10 protein-coding genes, 1 tRNA gene, 1 pseudogene and 1 CRISPR repeat array are annotated in these 19599 nt (G+C 72.1%); of the genes and pseudogenes, 3 read left to right on the forward strand and 9 right to left on the reverse strand.

The window, feature by feature from the left end; genetic code table 11:
- Positions 1-162 precede the first annotated feature (162 nt).
- Entirely contained in the window at positions 163-1071 is a 909-nt protein-coding gene (locus E4099_RS02840) for a hypothetical protein (protein ID WP_135337294.1), read from the reverse strand.
- A 189-nt stretch (positions 1072-1260) separates the two neighbouring features.
- Here E4099_RS02840 and E4099_RS02845 point away from each other — a divergent pair, with 189 nt between their 5' ends.
- Positions 1261-1665 carry a globin gene (locus tag E4099_RS02845; protein ID WP_135337295.1) on the forward strand — a complete coding sequence of 135 codons (405 nt, stop codon included), beginning with the start codon at positions 1261-1263 and terminating at the stop codon, positions 1663-1665.
- A gap of 135 nt (positions 1666-1800) precedes the next feature.
- Here the strand turns inward: E4099_RS02845 and E4099_RS02850 are convergent, their stop codons facing one another.
- From E4099_RS02850 to E4099_RS02880, 7 genes are all read right to left on the reverse strand, one after another.
- The gene (locus tag E4099_RS02850) at positions 1801-2610 is read right to left on the reverse strand and encodes a DUF8010 domain-containing protein (RefSeq protein ID WP_135337296.1); all 810 of its coding nucleotides are present in this window, start codon (positions 2608-2610) and stop codon (positions 1801-1803) included.
- Positions 2607-3095, reverse strand: coding sequence for an acyl-CoA thioesterase (locus E4099_RS02855; protein ID WP_135337297.1), 489 nt, complete (start codon positions 3093-3095; stop codon positions 2607-2609). Before E4099_RS02855 ends, E4099_RS02850 begins: the two co-directional genes overlap by 4 nt.
- Before the next feature lie 2 nt (positions 3096-3097).
- Complete coding sequence (gene ettA, locus E4099_RS02860; protein ID WP_135337298.1) at positions 3098-4762, reverse strand: energy-dependent translational throttle protein EttA; 1665 nt, start codon at positions 4760-4762, stop codon at positions 3098-3100.
- 303 nt (positions 4763-5065) lie between these two features.
- Positions 5066-6505 carry an LAETG motif-containing sortase-dependent surface protein gene (locus E4099_RS02865; protein ID WP_135337299.1) on the reverse strand — a complete coding sequence of 480 codons (1440 nt, stop codon included), beginning with the start codon at positions 6503-6505 and terminating at the stop codon, positions 5066-5068.
- Positions 6506-6708: 203 nt separating this feature from the next.
- On the reverse strand, positions 6709-7236 hold the full coding sequence (locus E4099_RS02870) for a single-stranded DNA-binding protein (protein WP_135337300.1): 528 nt from the start codon (positions 7234-7236) through the stop codon (positions 6709-6711).
- A gap of 560 nt (positions 7237-7796) precedes the next feature.
- A complete protein-coding gene (locus E4099_RS02875; protein WP_135337324.1) occupies positions 7797-9671 on the reverse strand; it encodes a GTPase in 1875 nt (624 codons plus the stop codon).
- A 500-nt stretch (positions 9672-10171) separates the two neighbouring features.
- Positions 10172-11794: a dynamin family protein gene (locus E4099_RS02880; protein ID WP_135337325.1), complete on the reverse strand. Its 1623-nt coding sequence runs from the start codon at positions 11792-11794 to the stop codon at positions 10172-10174.
- A 385-nt stretch (positions 11795-12179) separates the two neighbouring features.
- On the opposite strand from E4099_RS02880, the gene E4099_RS02885 reads away from it, so the two are divergent.
- Positions 12180-12252: transfer RNA gene (locus E4099_RS02885), tRNA-Arg, on the forward strand.
- Positions 12253-12597: 345 nt separating this feature from the next.
- Positions 12598-13237: direct repeats of the CRISPR family, unit length 30 nt; unit sequence CGTGGTCCCCGCGCATGCGGGGGTGGTCCC.
- 281 nt (positions 13238-13518) lie between these two features.
- Here the strand turns inward: E4099_RS02885 and E4099_RS33935 are convergent.
- A pseudogene (locus E4099_RS33935) lies at positions 13519-14150 on the reverse strand (IS5 family transposase); the annotation flags it as partial.
- 718 nt (positions 14151-14868) lie between these two features.
- Between E4099_RS33935 and casA the strand changes: the two are divergent.
- Positions 14869-19575 (forward strand): type I-E CRISPR-associated protein Cse1/CasA, encoded by a 4707-nt coding sequence (gene casA / locus E4099_RS02895; RefSeq protein ID WP_135337302.1) that lies wholly within the window; start codon positions 14869-14871, stop codon positions 19573-19575.
- Positions 19576-19599: the final 24 nt, after the last annotated feature.

The following is a 19599-nucleotide window of genomic DNA, read 5'->3' on the forward strand; positions in this document are numbered from 1 at the left end:
GAGACAGGGCCCCCACCGGCCCGTCCCCCGTGCCACTCCGCGGTGGACGGGCCGGCGGCACTTCGGCCCGTTCGTCGGGCCTGTTCCCGGCACATGATCAGCCGGTGGGTTCGCGGAGCGTATGGGTCGGGCGGGCCCGCCGCCGGCGCCCGGGGCCGGGGCTCACCGCAGCACATAGAAGTCGGGAGAGTCGGGGTCCCCGTACTCGTAGTTCAGCTTCGGCCGCTCCCTGGTGCCGGACACCGCCCACTCGCCGAGCCGGCACCCGCTGATGGCCAGGCGCACCCGTTGCCCCCAGGGCCCTTCCCCCTCCAGATTCCAGGTCCCGTACCCGGTGCACCGCTCCTCGCCGAAATCCCGGTCGGAGTCCTCAGCCCCCAGGTTCTCGGCGACGGCCCCGCCGTCCGAGGTCAGGAACAGCGAACCGCCCTCGCCGTCGGTCCAGGTGCGGGGCAGGCTGAGGCTGGTGAACCGCGGCGGGCGGTACTCGTCGACCAGGCCGGTCGCGAACGCCGCGCTCCCCAGGCCGAAGACACAGCACACCGCCAGGGCCCCGTACGCCCACACCCTGCCGATCAGGGCGGGGCGCCGGCCCTCGGCGACACGCCGCCGGGCGACACCGGCCAGCACGGCCGCCAGGACGAGGGCGGCCCACGGGACCGCCCACACCAGGGCGATGTCCACGCCGCCGATGTCGAGGACCCGGGCGAACACCGCGGCGGGAAGCACCGCCGCGACCGCCGCGACGAGGGGTGTCCACCACCCTCTGCGCTCCAGTCGCCGCGTCACCGTCCAGGGAATCCGCTGGATCCCCCGCAGCACCCCCGTGGCGACCAGCATCACCGGCAGCACGAGGAAGATCCCCAAGAGGGGCGCCACCAGCAGGAACAGGCCGGGCTCTGTCCTGAGGGGCCAGTCCTGGGTCCTGGCGACGAATTCGTGGACCTCCCCCGCCAGCAGGCACCCGATGAAGTACACCGTGAGTGCGAGCCGTGTCGTCTTCGGCTTGACGCGCCCGGTTCTGCCCCAGGCGTTCACGGGCCGGTGCCCGGTCCGCTGCCGCGTCGTCATCCAGCAGCACCCCCCTCGTCACACCGGATCATCCTCCGTACCGCGCTCCGCGGCGCCATCGGGGTCGCGACGCTCCTGTCCGGGCCGAGAAGCGGTCCGGCGCGTGATCAACCGGTGGGTTCGCGGAGCGAATGGGGCGGGCGGGCCCAGGGCTGCGGTGCTCGTTGCGCCATCTGAGAGCATGGGAGGGTGATGGAGAATCCGCGCGGCACGCTTCCCGAGCAGTCGTTCTACGAGCAGGTGGGTGGCGAGGACACCTTCCGACGCCTGGTGCACCGCTTCTACCAGGGAGTAGCCCAGGATCCGCTGCTGCGGCCGATGTACCCCGAAGAGGACCTGGGACCGGCCGAGGAGCGGCTCGTCCTGTTCCTGATGCAGTACTGGGGCGGCCCGCGTACCTACAGCGACCTGCGCGGCCACCCTCGGCTGCGCATGCGCCACACGCCCTTCGCGGTGGACCAGGCCGCACACGATGCCTGGTTGCGGCACATGCGGGACGCGGTGGACGAGCTCGAGCTGGCCCCGGAGCACGAGAAGGAGCTCTGGGACTACCTCACCTACGCCGCCGCGGCCATGGTCAACAGGCCCGGCTGAGCACGCCCGGGCCCCGTACCGCGGCCGCCTTCCGGCGGTGCGGTGCGGGGCCACATCACTTCACCGCGGCACACGTCACCACGGCGCCCGGGCCGTTGAGGCCGAGTGCGGTCAGTGGCAGTGCGCGGTGGCTGCTCAGACGGGGCTGACGTTCAGGCCGACCGGCCCGCCGGTACGGACCGCGATGGAGCCGTACGGGGTGCGCAGCCGCAGCCAGCCGCCCGCCGCGAACAGCACCAGCCGCTCCTCGGCGACGGCCGGATCCGCGAGCGCGGTGGCGCTCGCCCGACGCCCCGGCGCGGCGGCCGAGGCCGGTTCCGCGCCCCGATGCGCCGGCGCCGGGGCCGGGGCCGGCCGCAGGAAGCCCAGCGACTGCGCCGCGTGCACCGCGCGCAGCGGGAGCCCGGTGTCGCCCAGGGTGCGCGACCAGATCTGGCGCCCGATCCGGTCCCGCTCGGTGCGGTTGCGGCGCTCCTCGGGCAGTGCCGCGTCCCGCTGCCGGAACTCGGCGACCGCGGCGCCGACCGCCATGACCAGCTCCCGCTCGCCGGGGAGGCCGGTCACCCGCCGCCAACCGCCGCGCGGCGGCAGCACCCCGGCCCAGGGCGGCCCGGTGACACTGTCCGGAAGCCGGACCGCCAGGGGGTCCGGGACGCGGGCGGAGGGTGCGGCGGGCACCGGGCGGGAGGCCCGGGCCGCGTCCAACGCGTCCGCGAGCTGCCCCGCGGACACCGTGACATCCAGCTCCAGGCCGGCATCGGCCAGCGGGGCGGTACGGATGCCGAGCACCTCGAACGACGGCGGGCGGCCGAACACCGCCAGCACGCCGCCGCCCGCCTGCAGCCGCACCACGGCGGCCCGGTCGTAGTGGATCAGCCGGGCCAGGAACGCGGCGAGGTCCGCCGCGTCCCGGTGGTCGGCGAAGGGGAGCCGCGGGGCCGTCATCCGACGACGGCCTCCTCGGGCTCCCGGTCCTGCCGGGCCACGGTGGCGCCGTTCCCGGCGGCCTTGGCCTCGGACGGGCCGGTCTCCAGGTACTGCTCGAGGAAGGCCTCCTCCTCGCGCGTCACCCGCCGCGGGCGGCCCAGGGCCAGGTCGTACGGGACCAGGACGGTGGAGGCGCGCGCGTACACGGCCTCCTCGTCCTTGATCTCGTACGACAGGGTCAGGTAGGCGGCACTGATCTTCGTCACCCAGGTCTCGATGGTCACCGGCGCGTGCCGGTGGACCAGCGGCTTGAGGTAGTCGATCTCGTGCCGGGCCACCACGACGGCGCCGGTGAATGCCTCCGAGCCGTCACCGGGCGCCAGCCGCCAGATGAAGTCGACCCGCGCCTCCTCCAGGTAGCGGAGGTACTCCACGTTGTTCACATGGCCGAAGGCGTCCATGTCGCCCCAACGCAGGGGGCACTGGTAGATGTGGCGGGCCATGCTCAGCCCCGGGTGAGCTTCTTGTAGGTGGCACGGTGCGGGCGGGCCGCGTCCGCACCGAGACGCTCGATCTTGTTCTTCTCGTAGGACTCGAAGTTGCCCTCGAACCAGAACCACTTGGAGTCACCCTCGTAGGCGAGGATGTGGGTGGCCACGCGGTCCAGGAACCAGCGGTCGTGGGAGACGACCACGGCGCAGCCGGGGAACTCCAGCAGCGCGTTCTCCAGCGAGGACAGGGTCTCCACGTCGAGGTCGTTGGTCGGCTCGTCGAGGAGGAGCAGGTTGCCGCCCTGCTTGAGGGTGAGCGCCAGGTTGAGGCGGTTGCGCTCACCACCGGAGAGCACCCCGGCCGGCTTCTGCTGGTCCGGGCCCTTGAAGCCGAACGCCGACACATAGGCGCGGGAGGGCATCTCGACCTGGCCGACGTTGATGTAGTCCAGCTCGTCGGAGACGACGGCCCACAGCGTCTTCTTCGGGTCGATGTTGGAGCGGGTCTGGTCGACGTAGGAGATCTTGACCGTGTCGCCGACCTTGATGGTGCCGGAGTCCGGCTGCTCCATGCCCTGGATCATCTTGAACAGGGTGGTCTTGCCGGCGCCGTTCGGGCCGATCACACCGACGATGCCGTTCCGCGGCAGGGTGAAGGACAGGTCGTCGATCAGGACCTTCTCACCGAACGCCTTGTGGAGGTTGTTCACCTCGACCACGACGTTGCCCAGACGCGGGCCCGGCGGGATCTGGATCTCCTCGAAGTCCAGCTTCCGGGTCTTCTCGGCCTCGGCGGCCATCTCCTCGTAGCGGGCCAGACGGGCCTTGGACTTGGCCTGCCGCCCCTTGGCGTTGGAGCGGACCCACTCCAGCTCCTCCTTGAGGCGCTTGGCGCGCTTGGCGTCCTTCTGCCCCTCGACCTTCAGGCGGGCCTGCTTGGTCTCCAGGTAGGTGGAGTAGTTGCCCTCGTAGCCGATGGCGCGGCCGCGGTCCAGCTCCAGGATCCAGCCGGCGACGTTGTCCAGGAAGTACCGGTCGTGGGTGATCGCCACCACGGTGCCGGCGTACTTGGCCAGGTGCTGCTCCAGCCACTGCACCGACTCGGCGTCCAGGTGGTTGGTGGGCTCGTCGAGCAGCAGCAGGTCGGGGGCCTCCAGCAGCAGCTTGCAGAGCGCGACCCGGCGCTTCTCACCACCGGAGAGGTTGGTCACCGGCCAGTCGCCGGGCGGGCAGCCCAGGGCGTCCATGGCCTGCTCGAGCTGGGCGTCCAGGTCCCAGGCGTTGGCGTGGTCCAGCTCCTCCTGGAGCTTGCCCATCTCGGTGAGCAGTTCGTCGGAGTAGTCGGTCGCCATCAGCTCGGCGATCTCGTTGAACCGGTCGAGCTTGCCCTTGACCTCCGCGACACCGTCCTGGACGTTCTCCAGGACCGTCTTGGACTCGTCCAGCGGCGGCTCCTGGAGCAGGATGCCCACGCTGTAGCCGGGCGACAGGAAGGCGTCACCGTTGGAAGGCTGCTCAAGACCGGCCATGATCTTCAGCACCGTGGACTTACCGGCGCCGTTGGGGCCCACGACACCGATCTTGGCGCCGGGCAGGAAGCTCAGCGTCACGTCGTCGAGGATCACCTTGTCACCGTGCGCCTTGCGCGTCTTGCGCATGGTGTAGATGTACTCAGCCAAGAGAAACCGTCCGGCATCTAGAGGTGTCGATACGCGGCCGAGCCGCGCCTGGGCAGATACACCCCATCTTGCCGTACGACAACCCCACGGCGAAAACCCGTCCCACGGCGGTCCTCGGACGCCGCCCTGACGGGGGGCCGACTCGCGGCTGCGGGTAGCTCCCCGTCGCTCTCCGTAGCCGACATTCGGCATCGACCGTCCCCGAGGGAATCCGCACCAAGGGACGGCCCACGCACGAGGCGATCCCTCGCCGCACCCCCCGGGGATCCAGGGGGCGGCCCGAGTCGTTGGTGGGGCCGGCGCTCACTCGCCGTCCGAGAGCCTCTTCCTGCGAAGGAAGAAGACCGCTCCACCGCCGACGACGACCAACGCGATCGCGACCCCGGCGATGAGAGGAGTGTCACCACCACTCCCCGTCTCGGCGAGGTCCTCGCCGCCGGGGGTCTCGGCGGTGGCCCCGGCGGCCGTGCCGGCGGTGGTGCCGCCGGCCGAGGCCGGGACCGGCTGGTTGGCCGAGGTCCTGCTGCCGGTGTCGGTGGCGCTGCCGATGCCGGTGGTCCCGTCGGTACCGGCGGCCCTGCAGTCCAGCCGGCCCGCGAAGGTCTTCTCGTAACCGTCCGGGCCGGTGAGGGTGAACCGGTACTCCTGGTCCTCCGAGACCGGGACGGTGACAGTCTTGGACTCCCCGGCCGGCACCGTGTGCTCGGCCTCGGCGAGCTCGAAGGCATACGCCCCGTCCCCCTGGTTGGCGACGGTCACGTTCACACCGCCCTTGGCGCAGTCCTCCTCGGTGGAGAGGGCGGGTATGGGTCCCTGCTTCGCCCAGTTCACGGTGGCGGTGGCGGACACGGTGCTCTCGCTGGAGCCGGCCAGGATCTGGGTCTGGCTCCTGGTCGTGCCGACGAAGGCACGACCGACCGGAACCTTGGTGGCGGCCTGGACGGTGATCGAACCCGCGCTGTCCGGCGCGTCGGCCGGAACGTCGAAGTAGAGCCGGGTGCCGTCGGCGGCGGTGGTGACCGGCTTGCCGTCCTTGCCGACGATCCGCACACCGGGGGAGGCGGCGCCCCCGGCCGGGGTCACGGTCACACTCTCCGCGTTGGTGTGCACGGTGATCGGGCCGAGGCGACCGCCGGGCCTGCCGGCGATCGCGGGCGGATCCAGGGTCAGCGAAGCCTTGGGTTCCCCGAGGCGGCGCGCGCTCTTCTCCAGGTAGTCGGCGAGCTTCTCGGCGGCCGGATCGACGGCCTCCACCTTGTCCTTGTCGGAGAAGCGCCAGATCGCGACCTGGGTGCCGGCCGCCGCGGTCTTCTCCGTGAGGGCGCCCGAACGGGCCTTGGCGGCGAGCGCCGGCAGGTCGTTGATCTGCGGGTAGGAGTGCTGCAGGATCCAGCGGATCCGGCCGGCCTCGGCATTGTCGTGCAGGGGGGTCTGGTTCCAGGGCGTCTCCTGGTACTGGGCCCGTTCCTGCGTGGGATTGTGGATGTCGATGCCGTAGGTCTGGATGGTGCCGCCGTTCTCGACCGCCATCTCGAAGAGGCCGGCACCGACCTTCTGGTTCCCGCCTTCGCCGTGCACCACCGCCTGGTCGTAGACCGTGAGTCCGCGGAGGGTGGCCGTCGCACCGCCCTGCTGCGAGGTGGCGCCGACCGCCGCGGCGGGCCCCGCCACCATCGTGGCGCCGACCGCTGCCATCGCGGCGGCGGCAAGGCGGGCAGCGCCCGGCCTCCTTGCAGAGATCATGTTTTCCCCTTCGGGCGGGCACATGGTCAGCGGCGTGCGCCTCGCCGGCGAACTCCAAGATCGGAAACCCCCGTTGGCACCCAGGATCCTAAGGAGGAGGTCGCCGGCGGTGCCCATGAATTCGATCTTCTAACCGATCCGAATCGGAATCGTTATCGCCGATATCGATCTGCAACCGGCCTTTTTCGGTAAATCTCTGGTCGTCATGGAGCCAGTGCCCCCGTCAGCTGCGGTTTGGCCAGCGACACCCTGCGGAACGCCGCGGTGCCCCGGGACAGGTCGTGCCCCACCGCCACCGCCTCGATCTCCGTCGACACCCAGCGGACGCCGCCGTCACCGCCTCTGCCGACGACCGCGGTGTCACCGCCTCCGACGCCACCCGCCCCTTCACCGCCACCAGGCTCCGGCGCCCCGGGCGGTTGGAGCGCCTCACCTGGCTGCGGCGGCCCGGTCCGTACATCGCGCCGCTCCTCCCGCACTCGCAACCGTCCGTGCACGACCAGGGGTTCACCCACCGCCACCGAAGCCGCCACGTTCTCCGCCAGGGAGCGCCATGCCCACACCGTGTAGAAACTGGTGTGCGCGTCCACCCACGCCTCGCGTGCCCGGTCCCAGCGGCGCGCGGTCGCCGCCAGCCGGAAGCGGACCACCGCCACCCCGCCGCCGGCCGTCAGCCGGAAGTCCGGCCGCGTCGCCACATTCCCCACCACGGTCACCAAGGTCTCGCTCATCGGACCGTCCTCCCCACTGTCTGTGCGGTCTGTCCGCGCTGTCCGTCTGTGCTGTCTGTCTGCTTGTCTGCCTGCGCTGTTCTGTGCGCTGCTCGCGTGCGCTGTCTGCGTGCTCTCTGCATGCGGTGCGCGTGCGGTGCGCGTGCGCTGTCTGTGCTGTTCGGCCGCTGCCGCCGGTCGGCCGCTGTGTGCCGGCTGCCGTGCACCGTGCCGCCGTCCACTCAGCGGCCCTCCGGCTCCCTGAGGTCTGCCGCCTGCCGCTCTGCGCAGTTGACGTACGTCATCCGCGAGTTGGCGTTGACGGCTTTGGCCGCAGCGTCATCTCGCACCTGCTCGCCACGGCCGGTTGGGGTGGCGGCGTGGTTCCATGCTGGCCGCTCGCGCCATATCCCGCTGCGGGCTGTGGACGGGCGGGGGCTTGTGGATAACTCGGCCACCCTGACGGGTGGTTCAGAGCACGGTCGCTCGGTGTGCGGCGGCGCCCTCCGTACGGGCGCGCGGGGCCACCGCCCGCCCGCCGCCGCCCTACCGGGCCTCAGCGCTCCCGCAGGTCAGACGGGTCACGCCCCGGCCGCCACCGCGTACTTCTCGCGTACCTCGCGGTAGCGCATGAGCTCGGCCGCCACCGGCTCCAGCACCCATGCCCTTCCGCACCCGGACGCCGCGTCCCGCAGCCGCCACTCCACCGCGTCCCCGTACGCCCGGGCCGGTCCACGGGCCGCCAGCGAACAGCCCCAGCTCAGCAACGGGCCGCCCAGCGCGCCCGCCGCCAGCAGCAGGGCGGGCAGCAACCATGCCCCACCGAACCCGCCGGTCACCACGGACAGCAGCCAGCCGATGGCCACCAACTGCATGATGAGCAGTCCCACTTGCATCGTCGCCGCGACCGACCACCAGGTCGGCCGGGCCGGTCGGCCGCGCGGTACCGCGGCGGCCACCGCCTCGTCCATCGCCTCCGGCAACCCCTTGGCGCCGCGCCGGGCGGCCTCGCGTACCGCCAGGGCCCAGGGCGCGGGCAGCCCGTGGGCCGCGTCCTCGGCCAGGATCCGCACGGCCTCGTCCACCGCGGGCCTGGCCGTCACCGGGGCAGCGGTCAGGGCGCCACCGGACTCCCTGGTGGCCGCGCCCCGCAGCCGCCCCCAGGGCAAGCCGCAGGCCCGTCCCGCCTCGCGCAGCCAGGCCCGTTCGGCCGCCTGCCCCACCGCCGCCGCCCCGGCCGCGTCCGCCAGCCGGTCCTCGAAGCCGTGGCGCGCGCCTTCGGTGAGGCCGGCCGAGCCGCCCGTCGTATAGGCAGGGCGCAACCGCTCGGTGACCCGGTCCACGTCGGCGCCCAAGCGTCGCTCGGCGGCGCCGCACTCCCCCACGAACCGACCCAGGGTTTCGCGGAGTTCGCCGATGCCCCGGCCGGTCAGCGCGGACACCGACAGCACGGCCGCGCCGGGTTCCCCGTGTTCGCCCAGGGCCAGCCCGTCCTCGTCCAACAGCCGCCGCAGATCGTCCAGCACCTGGTCGGCCGCCTCGCCGGGCAGCCGGTCGACCTGGTTGAGCACCACAAAGGTGACCTCCGCGTATCCGGCCAGTGGCCGCAGATAGCGCTCGTGCAGCACCGCGTCGGCGTACTTCTCCGGGTCCACCACCCACACCACCGCGTCGACCAGCCCCAGCAGCCGATCCACCCGCTCCCGGTGCCCGGCCGCCGCCGAGTCGTGGTCGGGCAGATCAAGCAGCACCAGTCCGCGCAGCGACGGGTCGTAGGGGTCGGCCGGCCGGCAACGGGCGTGCGGGGCGATGCCCAGCCGGTCCAGCAGCCCGTCGGCGTGGTCGGTCCAGGCGCAGGCCAGCGGCTCGGCGGTGGTCGGCCGCCGTACCCCGGCCGGCGAGAGCCGTGCCCCGGCGATGGCGTTGAACAGCGTCGACTTGCCGCCGCCGGTGGCTCCGGCGAGCGCGACCACGGTGTGCCCGAGGGAGTGGCGGCTGCGGGCGGCGGCCTCGTCCAGCACCTGTCCGGCCACCGCGAGTTCTCGCCGGTCCACCCGGCTCCGGGAGAGTCCGACCAACTCGCGCAGCGCGTCCAGGCGCGACCTGAGCAGCCGCCCGCCGCTCGCCCTGGGCTGCGGTTCGTAGCGGCCGAACGCGCCCTCCCCGGCGCCGCCCCAATCGCCGTGCTCGGCTGAGCCCCGCTCGTACGGGAGGGAGACGTCGGAGGCGTCCGCGCCGCCGGCGTACGGCTCGGGAACGCCACCGCCCGAGTACCCCTGGTGGGACTCCCCGCCGCTCATGCCCCGCGGCCCCGACCCCGCTCCGGTCAGCCGGGCGTCCCGCTCCCAGACAGCGAGCGGATCGGTGGGCTCCGCGGCTCCCCCGGCTCGCGCGTTCTCCGTGCCCCTCCCGGCCGCCGCGGTCTCCGTCGTTTCGGTGGGTTCCATGATCCCCATGACTTCCTTGGGCTTCGTGGTCTTGGCGGGCGTCGCGGTCGCTGCCGAAAGGGCGCGTACGGGAGGCCGGGGGCCGGCTTCCGACCTCGGTCTCGGCCCGACGGGGTCATCCGGACCGCTCCGCCCGGTGAGTCCCCTCACCTCCGCGTACGCCGCCCGGTCCGCGGGATCCGCCCAACCGTCGGCCTGGTCCGTCCGAGCGGCGGGCTCCGTCTCGCCGCCGGGTGCGCTCCGCTCCTCCGGGGAGGCCGCCGGCAGGGCGAGCGGGTCCGTACCGTGCTCGGCGAGGGCGGGCGGTGGCTGGGCCCGGCGCGCGATCAGCCCGTCGTCCCACACCTGCGCGCGGGGCCGGTCCCATACCTGTGCGCGGCGGCCGCCCTCCCAGGCCCGCACCGGGTCTCCCGTACCGTCGGCCCCCGGGCTCGGGTCCGTCCGCGACGGCTCACCGAACGGCCGGGGTTCGCCGGGCAGCGGCTCGCCGGAGTGGGGGCCGGTGGGCGTCACCGCGGCCACCTCTCCTTCTCCAGTACGGACAGCGCGGCGATCAACCGGACCTGGTGGTCCGGGGTGATGTCGAGCACGTCGAGCGGGGCGAGCCGGCGATCCCGCTCCGCGTCCAGGGCCTGTTCCAGCAGCTCGTCGAGCAAGCGCGCGCCCCGGTCGCGCAACCGGAGCGCGCCGTGGGCGCCGAGCGCCTCCGCCAGGCTCTCGCCCGCCGAACGCGCTCGGCGCCCACCCAGCAGCGCGGCGACCAGCAGGGCCGCGGTGTCCTCCGGGTCGGGCGCGCCGCGATCGGCCGACCGGGCCTGGCCTGCCTCCTCCTCCGCCAGGTCCTCCACACAGCGGCGCCAGCGGCGGGCGGCCACCCCCAGCCGTTCCGCGGCCCCGACCGGATCGCGCGGGGCCAGCCCGGCGCGGGTGGCCGGATCCTTGCCCCCGGTGGTCGCGATCTGCTCGTCGGCGGTCGCGGCGGCGGTACGGAGCAGGGTGGCGAGGGAGTCGGTCAACGCGGCGAGGAGTTCGTCGGGGGCGCTGTCCTTGGGGTAGCCGTGCCAGTGGGTGAGCGCTCCGCCGGCCAGCGCCGCCCCCGAACCGATCTCCCGCCGCACCCGCTCGGCGGCGGCACGGTATGCGTGATCCACTCGCTGCGCCAGCCGCACCGCCGCCGCGTGCTGCGCCGCCACGGCCGCCGCCAGGGCCGGGACCCGGGAGCGCAGCGAGGCGACCACTCCGGCCGCGGTGCGTTCCGCGGCGGCGGCTCGGGCCCCTGGGTCACGGGCGCAGTGGGCGAGCCAGTCGCGCAGCGCGGCCACCGCGGTGGTGGGCAGCAGGCCGCTCCCGCCGCCCGCGGACTCGGGCAGCTCGGGGATGGTGAAGCGGGGTACGTCGCCCAGCCCGGCGGCGCTGAGCAGCGCGGCGTACTGGCGTGAGACATCGGCCGCGACCTGGTGCGGCACCCGGTCGAGGATGGTGACCAGGGTGGCGTCGTACTCCTTGGCGGTGCGCAGCAGGTGCCAGGGCACGGCGTCGGCGTACCGGGTGGCGGTGGTGACCAGGATCCAGACATCGGCCGCGCAGATCAGCTCCGCCGCCAGCTCGCGGTTGCGCGCCACCAGCGAGTCGATGTCCGGGGCGTCCAGCAGTGCGAGCCCTCGTGGCAGGGCCTCGTCGCTCTCGATCCGGATCTGCGCGGGTCCGTCGCCCGCCGCGGCGTCCTCCTCGGCGTACGTCTCCCCTCCGGTGTCGCCCTGGGCGGGCACCCAGACCCGGGCGAACTGGGGGAGCACCCGCTGCTCGGAGAACCACTGGCGATCGTCGGGGTGGCAGACCAGCACCGGGGTACGGGTGGTCGGCCGGAGCACCCCGGCCTCGGTGACCCGGCGTCCGACCAGCGAGTTCACCAAAGTGGACTTGCCTGCTCCGGTGGACCCGCCCACCACAGCCAGCAGCGGCGCCTCGGGCGCGCGGAGCCGCGGCACCAGGTAGTCGTCCAGTTGGGCGAGGAGGTCGGCCCTGTTCCGGCGCGCCCGGGCGGCCCCCGGTAGCGGCAGCGGAAACCGCGCCGCGTCCACGCTGTCACGCAGCGTGGACAGCGTGTCGAGCAGCCGGGGCCGTACATCCAAGATCGCCACATGTGCAGAATGCACAATTTTGGTGGCTTTTTGAAGCGTTTGGGCGTTCACACGCGGGGATGAGACCCACCCGGATCACCACAGATAGGACAGGCCACGGTGGGACAAGCGGCGGGTCGGGCATAACGAGTACACAACACCCGCATCTGGAGGGGTGAAAAACGATGCATGATTCGCACCTGCCTGCGATTATCAGGACCGCTTCACCGAACCTCCACAACGTGCCACGGAGGTGAAGCAACCGGGACGAGGTGTATGCACCTCTATCCTTGTCCCCGGCAAGGTCACGGATCCGCCGAGCCCGGCTGTCGGTACCACGGTCGGCACGACCAGGAACCGCAGGCACCCGGGGGCACCAGTTCGCGACCAACAACCGGCCCCCGTAGCTCAGTGGATAGAGCAGGCGCCTTCTAAGCGCTTGGCCGCAGGTTCGAGTCCTGCCGGGGGCGCCGCCATCCAGAGCCCTCCCCATGTGGGGGGCTTTTTTGCTGGTCAACGGGACATTAGCGGGCCGCACGTAGCGAGAACGTAAGTGCGGGTGGGCCTGCGGCGCGGCCGGTAGCGACGGCCGGGGCACACCGGCACGGCAGGGCCACTACGCTGACGGGCGCACTTCGCCCCGCTCCTTCGCGGTCGGCCCACCGCGCGGGGAGGGGGCCAGAGGGCGAGGCGACGGGAGGCGCGAACGCGATGAGGGCGCGATCGAGGCTTTTGCCTGCTATCACCTTTTGGTCCGACTCTTGGGAAGTAAGCAAAAATCGGCTGCGCCCGCGGTAAAGGCGCAGGTCGGCTCCTGTGGTCCCCGCGCATGCGGGGGTGGTCCCGCGTTGCCTTCTGAGGGAGGTCCGTGAATGCCGTGGTCCCCGCGCATGCGGGGGTGGTCCCGCCTCCCCAAGCGCCACCGTCTGGTGCCGGTCGTGGTCCCCGCGCATGCGGGGGTGGTCCCAGCGGACTCGCCCCCCGCCTGGCCATGCTCGCGTGGTCCCCGCGCATGCGGGGGTGGTCCCCGGGCTCCTCTCTTCGTCTTCGGGGGTGCGACGTGGTCCCCGCGCATGCGGGGGTGGTCCCGGCCGCCCCGCCCGGCGGAAGCTGTTCGACCCGTGGTCCCCGCGCATGCGGGGGTGGTCCCGGTCCTCAAGTGGTCCACTGCCCTCTGAACCGGTGGTCCCCGCGCATGCGGGGGTGGCCCCTCACCATCGCCCAGCTTGCCGACCACCTGGTCGTGGTCCCCGCGCATGCGGGGGTGGTCCCTCGGCCAGGACGCCAAGACCGCCCGGAAGAACGTGGTCCCCGCGCATGCGGGGGTGGTCCCAGCGCGGTGCCCGGGGAGCCGACCTCTACGGTGTGGTCCCCGCGAATGCGGGGGTGGTCGCCTGAGCCCGCTAAGGTTCGAATAACACTTTGAGTAGTCCCCGCGAATGCGGGGGTGGTCCCCGGGTTCATTCGCTCTCACGGATCCAGGATCCTTGCTCCCCGCGCACGCGGGGCTATGAAGAGCCAACAGAAAGCTGCAGTAAGGCCATACCTCCTCCTTCCGAGAGTTAGGCGCTCGAGGACTCACTGAACGACCCTGACTGGCGGCAACCGCCACGGCACGCAGTTGCTATCCCTGCTCGACGTGATCCCCTCACGCCCGAGGGAGGAGCGGCCGCCCACGTGACCGCCCCGACAGCTACTCGCCAACCAGGGCCACAACTACGACGTACCGCCGATCGCTAGAGGAAGATGCCCGCGACGTGCAGCCCGGCCAAGTAGATGGCCGCTGTCTTCTCGTAGCGGGAGGCGATCCCGCGCCACTGCTTCAAGCGGTTGATGCAGCGTTCGACAGCGTTGCGCTGCTTGTATGCCTCGCGGTCGAAGGCGGGTGGTCTGCAGCCCCGGGTGCCGCGGCGCGGATGGCGAGCGCGTTGATCGGCCGGCACGGGGATGACCGCCCGAATGCCGCGCCGCCCGAGGTGTTCACGGGTGGCCTGTGACGAGTACGCCTTGCCTGGAGGACCTCTGACAGGGGCCGGAGCCGTCCACGCCTTCGGGAAACACGCAGGCGGGCCATCACATCAGCGAAGGCAGGCGCGTCACCGTCCTGTCCGGAGGTGAGATGGAAGGCCAGGGGTCGGCAGTTACCGTCGGCCGCGGGATAGATCTTCATGGCCAGCCCGCCGTGAGACCGGCCGATGACGTGGTCGTCCGGCTCGCCGGCCGGGCCCCTATTGGCGGGCTCCGGCCGCGTGCTGATGGGCTCGCACTATCGTGGAGTCCACCGAGACAACCCAGTTCAGCTCGTCGTCGGCTTCCACCTGGGCCAGAAGCGCGGCGCACACCCGCGCCACGTGCCATCGGCGGACCACATCCGCTGAGAACGACACACCGACCCCACCAGCGACCACTCGAACTGTCCTGACATCTCACATATCTCCGCCACATGCACATCTCTACCTGAGCAATCTGTAATGGCCCGCTACTTTGAATCTCACTTCAACCGGGTACCTTCGCTTAGGCGATCACCATCGAACCGGGTGTCAGAGACCGGGTCCATTGACTTTCAACTCACCCGCATTTATCGCAAGTTGCTCGCCAAGTCTCGTGTCTTGGTAGGCTGCGCAGGCAGATCGGTTCCGTAAATAGCGCGGGCCGGACTCGATGATGCCCACTTCGTTGCCGCGAAGCGGGCCGAGCCCGGCCCATCCCTGTCAGCCCAAGCAACCACAGGAACAAGGTGAGTCTAGCAATGCGCCCGTTAATCGATCCTGGTCAGCCGCTTGAGTCTCCCATCTGGGCGCCGATCATCGCCATGATCGGCGCCTCGGGCTACCGCCCCTGGTTGTGGGCAGCCCTCATTGCGGCAGGGGTGATATTCACCATGAAGCGCTGAAACCAGGGCTGTAGGGCCAGGGCGGACCAGTCCCATCAACCGGGTGACCACTCCGCCCTCGCCCCTACCACATCCCCATTCCCAAGCGGACGCTTTCAGCGCAATCGCCACAAGGAGGGGCTTGAACATGTTCCCTACCTCCATGAACTCGGCAGCTCAAGGTCTGGAGCTTCGGGAGAAGTTTGATCCTGCAATGCCTCTCACGGCCGCCGCCCGCTCCGCCTGGGCCAAGCACGATCGGAAGACCGGCGGCTGGTTGCCAGCCTGGAGGCACTTCGCCGACGCGTCCTCCGTTGCCGGCACGTTGTGGGAGGACTGGCTTCCTGCCTCCGTCAGGCGTCTCGTAGCGGAGCCCCTTCCGGGAGGCCAGGAGGATGCAGCCAGGCTCATACGTTTCCTGGCGGCGTCCCATGACATCGGCAAGTGCACTCCGGCCTTCGCCTGCCAGGTCGAGGAGTTGGCCGGGCGGATGCGGGATCAGGGGCTGGAGATGCCCACGGCCCGGGAGTACGGGCAGGACCGCAGACTGGCGCCCCACGGACTTGCGGGGCAGCTGCTGCTCCAGGAGTGGCTGGGAGAGCGGTTCGGGCTGGGCGCCCGGGTGGCGGGGCAGTTCGCGGTGGTGGCGGGAGGACATCACGGAGTGCCTCCGGAGAGCCAGCAGATCCATGATCTGCAACTGCGCCCGCACCTCATTCGGCATCCGGGTCCCAGCGAAGCGGTGTGGCGTCAGACCCAGTACGAGCTGCTGGACTGGTGTGCCGAACTGACCGGCGTCACAGACCTGCTCCCGTCCCTGCGCATCGTCAAGCTGCCGCAGCCGGTGCAGGTGCTCCTGACGGCCGTGGTGATCCTGGCCGACTGGATCGCCAGCGCGCCCGAGCTGTTCCCGTACGCGCCCGAGTCCTGGCATCCGCTGGGGCAGGTCGGTGAGCGGCGCAGGTTGCGGGCTGCCTGGGAGGGGCTGGACCTCCCGGAGCCATGGCAGCCGGAGCTGCCCATGGACTCGCCGCAGGCGCTGTTCTCCCAGCGCTTCCCGGCGCTGAAGGGCGCCGCGCCGCGGCCGGTCCAGCAGGAGGCCGTCCGGATGGCGACGGCCATGGATCCCGGCGGCCTGCTGATCATCGAAGCGCCGATGGGCGAGGGAAAGACCGAGGCCGCACTGGCCGCGGCGGAGATCCTCGCGGCGCGTTCAGGGGCCGGCGGGCTGCTGCTGGCGCTGCCCACCAGAGCGACCGGGGACGCGATGTTCGGCCGGCTGCTGTCCTGGCTGGAGGCCCTGCCCGCGGACGGCGCGCCGTCGTGGACCGTGGTCCTGGCGCATGCGAAGGCGGCGCTCAACGAGGTCTGGTCCGGCCTGCTGCGGGCGGGCAGCCGGGCCATCGCGGCCGTCGAGCCGGATGAGGTCGAACGGGAGCCGGCGACAGGCGGGGCGGCGAAGGGCGTACCCCGGCATCCTGCCGGGCTCCACGCCCACCAGTGGCTGCGCGGGCGCAAGAAGCAGCTGCTCGCGCCGTTCGCCGTCGGAACCGTGGACCAGGTGCTGTTCGCCGCCCTCAAGAGCCGGCACCTTGCCCTGCGGCACCTGGCGGTGGCGGGCAAGGTGGTGGTGATCGACGAGGTGCACGCGTACGACGCCTATATGAACCGCTATCTGGACCGGACCCTGGAGTGGTTGGCGGCCTACCGGGTGCCGGTGGTGCTGCTCTCCGCCACCCTTCCGGCGGCCCGCAGGCAGGCTCTCGCCGCCGCGTACGCGGGAGCCGAGGGTGCTGCCGCGGTCGAGACCGCCTCGGACGCCTATCCCTTGCTCACCGCCGTGTCACCGGGCCGCACCGCGCTGACCGCACGGCCGCCCGCGGCCGGTGACCGTGGCACGGCCGTCGCGCTGGAGCGCATGGACGACGATCTGTCCGCACTGGCCGACCGGTTGGCGGTGGAGCTGGCCGACGGCGGTTGCGCCCTGGTCGTACGGAACACCGTGGGCCGGGTACTGGAGGCGGCCGACGTGCTGCGCAGCCGATTCGGGGATGGCGAGGTGACGGTCACCCACTCGCGGTTCCTGGCGGCCGACCGGGCCGCCAACGACGCCGATCTGATCCGGCGGTTCGGCCGGGGCGGCGATCGGCCGGCACGGAGTGTGGTCATCGCCAGCCAGGTGGTGGAGCAGTCCCTGGACGTGAGCTTCGACCTGCTGGTGACCGATCTCGCCCCCGTCGACCTCGTGCTGCAGCGCATGGGGCGGCTGCATCGGCATCCCTCACCGAGGCCGTCCCGTCTGTCCACCCCGCGCTGTCTGGTCACCGGAGTGGACTGGGGTGCGTCGCCGCCGGCCCCCGTCGCCGGTTCGCGGGCCGTGTACCCGGGGGAATGGACCCTGCTTCGTGCGCTCGCCGCTCTCGCACCGCACCTGGACGGTGTCCCCGTGCGTCTGCCGCAGGACATCAGCACGCTGGTGCAGAGTGCGTACGGCGAGGAGCCGCTCGGGCCTGCCGCCTGGGCCGAGGCCGTCACGACCGCCGAGGAACGGCATCGCGCCCTGCTCGCCGAGAAGCGGCGCAAGGCGGACGGCTTCCTGCTGGGGCCGGTACGGCGCCCCGGGCGGCCCGTGTACGGGTGGCTGGAGGCCCATGCTGGGGACGCGGACGACGGCCCGACCGGGCGGGCACAGGTGCGCGACGGCGAGGAGACGCTGGAGGTTCTGGTCGTCCAGCGCCGGGCCGACGGCCGGCTGACCACCGTGCCGTGGTTGGACGGCGGACGGGGTGGTCTGGAGCTGCCCACCGACTTCCCCCCGAGCCGGCGGGCCGCCGAGGCGGTGGCCGCCAGCGCGCTCACTCTCCCCGGGCGGTTCAGCAAGCCCTGGCTGATCGACCGCACCATCGAGGAGCTGGAGAAGTTCCTGGTCCCCGCCTGGCAGGTGAAGGAATGCCCTTGGCTGGCAGGTGAGTTGCTGCTCGTTCTGGACGAGCGTTGTCAGACCCGGCTGGCAGGATTCGCACTGAGCTACAGCCGCGCCGAGGGGCTGCGGATGGCTGACCCGGTCATGTCCGGGAGCGGTCCGCACGCTCATGGCGGCGCCACGGTCGAAAGGAGCGGAGACGATGTACGGCAGCGGGGAGCGCGCAGCGCGGTCCCGGGCGCGTCGGCGGAGTCGGGCCCGCTTACGGGCGGTGCGAGTCGGGATCCTGCCCCGATGAGCCGGACCACCTCCCTTGCCGGTCGGGCCGACCCGGAGGAGGCATCCCCCGCGGCGTTCAACCTCGTGCGGGAGCCGTGGCTGCCCGTCCAGCATCGCGACGGCACGGTCACCGAGCTGTCCCTGCGGGAGGTCTTCGCGCGCGCCGACACCCTGCGCGGGATCGTCGGCGACCTCCCCACCCAGGAGCCGGTCCTGCTCAGGCTGCTGCTGGCGATCCTCCACGACGCCCTGGAGGGTCCGGCGGACCTGGAGGACTGGGAGGAGCTGTGGGAGAGTCCCGCCCCCTTCACCGCCGCCCTCGACTACCTGGAGCGCCACGCCGAGCGCTTCGAGCTCTTCGACGACCACCGTCCGTTCTTCCAGGTGGCCGGTCTGCGGACGGCGAAGAACGAGGTGGCTCCGCTCAGCCGGATCGTCGCCGACGTACCGACCGGCTCCGCCCTGTTCTCCATGCGGCGCCCGGGAGTGGACCGGCTGTCCTTCGCGGAGGCCGCGCGGTGGCTGCTGCACGCCCACGCCTTCGACACCTCGGGCATCAAGTCCGCGATGAAGGGCGATGAGGAGCGCGGCAAGGCGGGCAAGGTCTACCCCCTGGGCGTCGGATCGATGGGGCAGCTGGGCGGCGTCTTCGCCGAGGGAGACACCCTGCGCGAGACGCTGCTGCTGAATCTGATCGCGTTCGAGGAGGCGTACGGCGGAAACGAGTTCGCCAAGCGGATCGACGAGGACCGGCCGGTCTGGCGCCAGGAGGAACCGTACGGTCCCGGCCCCCGCGGTGAGCGGGCGGGCGGCCCCGAGCCTCTTGGGCTGAGGGACCTGTACACCTGGCAGTCCCGCCGGATCCGCCTGTGCGCGGAAGGCGGCGCGGTGACGGGCGTCGTCCTGGGCTACGGCGACCCGCTCGCCATGGCCTCGCCATGGCTGCTGGAGCCGATGAGCGGCTGGCGTCGCAGTCCCGCCCAGGAGAAGAAGCAGGGGCGGCCACTCGTCTACACCTCCTCCCGCCACGACCCGGACAAGTCGGCGTGGCGCGGGCTCGGCGCCCTGCTCCCGGCTCGCGCCCAGGCGGTGGAGGCGGGAGGAGGCGGGGAGCCGGCCAAGGCGCTCCGCGCGGGCGTCACCCGCTGGTACACCCAGATCATCACCGAGAGCGAGATCGACCCGGGAAAGCTGGTGCGGCTCCGCCTGGTCGGCGCGGTGTACGGCACGCAGCAGTCGGTGATCGACGAGGTCTTCGCCGACTCCGTGGTGCTCCCGGTCGTCACCCTGCACGAGGCCAACCCCGTGTACGGTGCCGCGGCCGTGGACGCCATCAGCGACGCCGAAGGCGCGGTCGAGGCCCTGGGGTACCTTGCCGGCAATCTCGCCCGCGCGGCGGGTCGCGATCAACCCGACGCGGCGGACGGGGCGGCCCGGGAGCTGGGGTACGGAGCCCTGGACGGCCCGTACCGGGCGTGGCTGCGGGACCTGGCCAAGCAGATGGATCTCAGGGCCGCACGGCAGTCCTGGCGGGACACGGTCCGGCGCCACATGCTCCGGCTGGCCCGGCAGGAGATCAGGTCCGCCGGACCGGCGGCCGGCGAGGGAAGAATGATCGATCTTCCCGGTCGGAGCGCGATTCTGATGGACGCCGGCCGCGCCGAACTCTGGTTCCGCTCACGGCTGCACCAGGTTCTGGGTCCCCCGGCCGCGTCCTGAGCCACCGAGACCACGGCAGCCCCT

The sequence above is a fragment of the Streptomyces palmae genome (assembly GCF_004684805.1).
Classification (GTDB): Bacteria; Actinomycetota; Actinomycetes; order Streptomycetales; family Streptomycetaceae; genus Streptomyces; species Streptomyces palmae.